This is a genomic window from Nocardia farcinica (assembly GCF_029867845.1).
GTDB classification, from domain to species: Bacteria; Actinomycetota; Actinomycetes; order Mycobacteriales; family Mycobacteriaceae; genus Nocardia; species Nocardia farcinica_A.
In genome coordinates this window covers 1-1715 of the sequence record NZ_JARWRU010000771.1, presented here as the reverse complement: position 1 = coordinate 1715, position 1715 = coordinate 1, and the positions used below count along the sequence as shown (strand labels likewise).

At 72.9% G+C, this 1715-nt stretch carries 1 protein-coding gene; it reads right to left on the bottom strand.

Annotated features, from left to right (window positions below):
• Positions 1–151: 151 nt before the first annotated feature.
• Positions 152–1714, bottom strand: a complete 1563-nt coding sequence (locus QH283_RS16920) for a succinic semialdehyde dehydrogenase (protein ID WP_280503954.1) — start codon at positions 1712–1714, stop codon at positions 152–154.
• Position 1715: the final 1 nt, after the last annotated feature.

Below are 1715 nucleotides of genomic sequence, written 5' to 3'. Positions count from 1 at the left end.
GCCGGGATCAGGCGGCGGAGGCAGTGGCCGCCTTCACCGAGCGCGGGTTGCCGGCGCGACGGGTGGACTCCGAAGAGCTGTTCGCGACAGCCGTCGTCGGCCGCCGCTGACTCTCGCAGGCCGCCGCGAGCCTGTCGCGGGGCGCGGCCGGCTATCGCTGGCGCAGGGACTTCATCAGGCGCAGGTAGAAGGTCATGACCTTCGCCCACGCCCCCTCGGACATGCCGGGCAGCGGCGCCACCGGCAGCATCCGCTGGGTGGCGACGGTCTGGGTGTCGACGTACTTGAGCAGGCCCTCGGGGCCGTGCCTGCGTCCGGTGCCGGAGATGCCGAGTCCACCCGAGGGCGCGTCGACGCTGCCCCAGGCCGCGATGAAGCCCTCGTTGACGTTCACCGAACCCGCCCGGATGCGGGCGGCGACCCGCCTGCCGCGTTCGGCGTCCTTCGTCCACACCGAGGCGTTCAGACCGTAGGGGGTGTCGTTGGCGGCCTCGACGGCCTCGTCCTCGCTCGCCACCTTGTAGATCGACACGACCGGGCCGAAGGTCTCCTCGCCGTACACCGCCATCTCCGGGGTGACACCGGTCAGCACGGTCGGCTCGTGGAAGAAGGGGCCGAGGTCGGGGCGGGGGCGGCCACCCGCGAGCACGGTGGCGCCCTTGGCGACGGCGTCCTCGATGTGGGCGCGCACGCTGTCGAGCTGACGCTGGAAGGTCAGCGAACCCATGTCGGCGCGGTAGTCCAGCCCACCACCGAGTTCGATGCGCCGCACCGCGGCCACGAACTCGCTCACGAACCGGTCGTGGACGGCCTCGTGCACGTAGATGCGCTCGATGGACTCGCACAGCTGGCCCGCCGAGGCGAAGCAGGCTCGCACCGCGATCTTCGCCGCCCGGCTCACGTCGGCGTCGTCGAGCACGATCAGCGGGTTCTTGCCGCCGAGTTCCAGCGAGTACCCGATGAGCCGCTCACCGGCCTGCCGGGCGATGGTGCGGCCGGTGGCGCTGGAGCCGGTGTAGTCGACATAGTCGGCGCGGTCGATCACCTCGCCACCGATCACCGCGCCGCGGCCGAGCACCGCCTGCCACAGCCCCTCGGGCAGGCCCGCGCGTTCGGCGGCGTCGATCGCCCACAGGGCGGTGAGGGCGGTCTGGTTGTCGGGGCGGGCGATGACGGCGTTGCCCGCGGCCAGGGCGGGCAGCGCGTCGGAGGCCGCCAGCGCCAGCGGGTAGTTCCACGGCGAGATCACCGCGACCACGCCCTTGGGCCGGTGCAGCACGTCGACCCGGGTGAGCACCGGAAGCACGCCGCGCGGCCTTCGTGCCGTGAGCAGCCGATCCGCTTGCGCCGCATAGTATCTCGCGTTCACCGCGACATCGGCGACCTCGTCGAAGGCGTGCGCTCGGGACTTGCCGGTCTCGGTCTGCACGATGTCGAGGATGGTGTCCTGCTCGGCGAGCACGATCTCGTGCAGCCGCCGCAGCACCGCCACCCGCTCGCGCACCGGCCGCCGAGCCCATTCGCGCTGCGCCGCGCGAGCCGTGGCGAAAGCCCGGTCGATGTCCCCGACCGAGGACTGCGGCAGGTCGGCGATCTTGGCGCCGGTGGCGGGGGCGAACACCTCGACGGTGCCCGCCCCGCCCGCGACGGCGCGGTCGAGCAGCGGTTTCACCAGGTCGGCGGACAGGGCGGCGGGCGGGGGCACGGTCGTCATC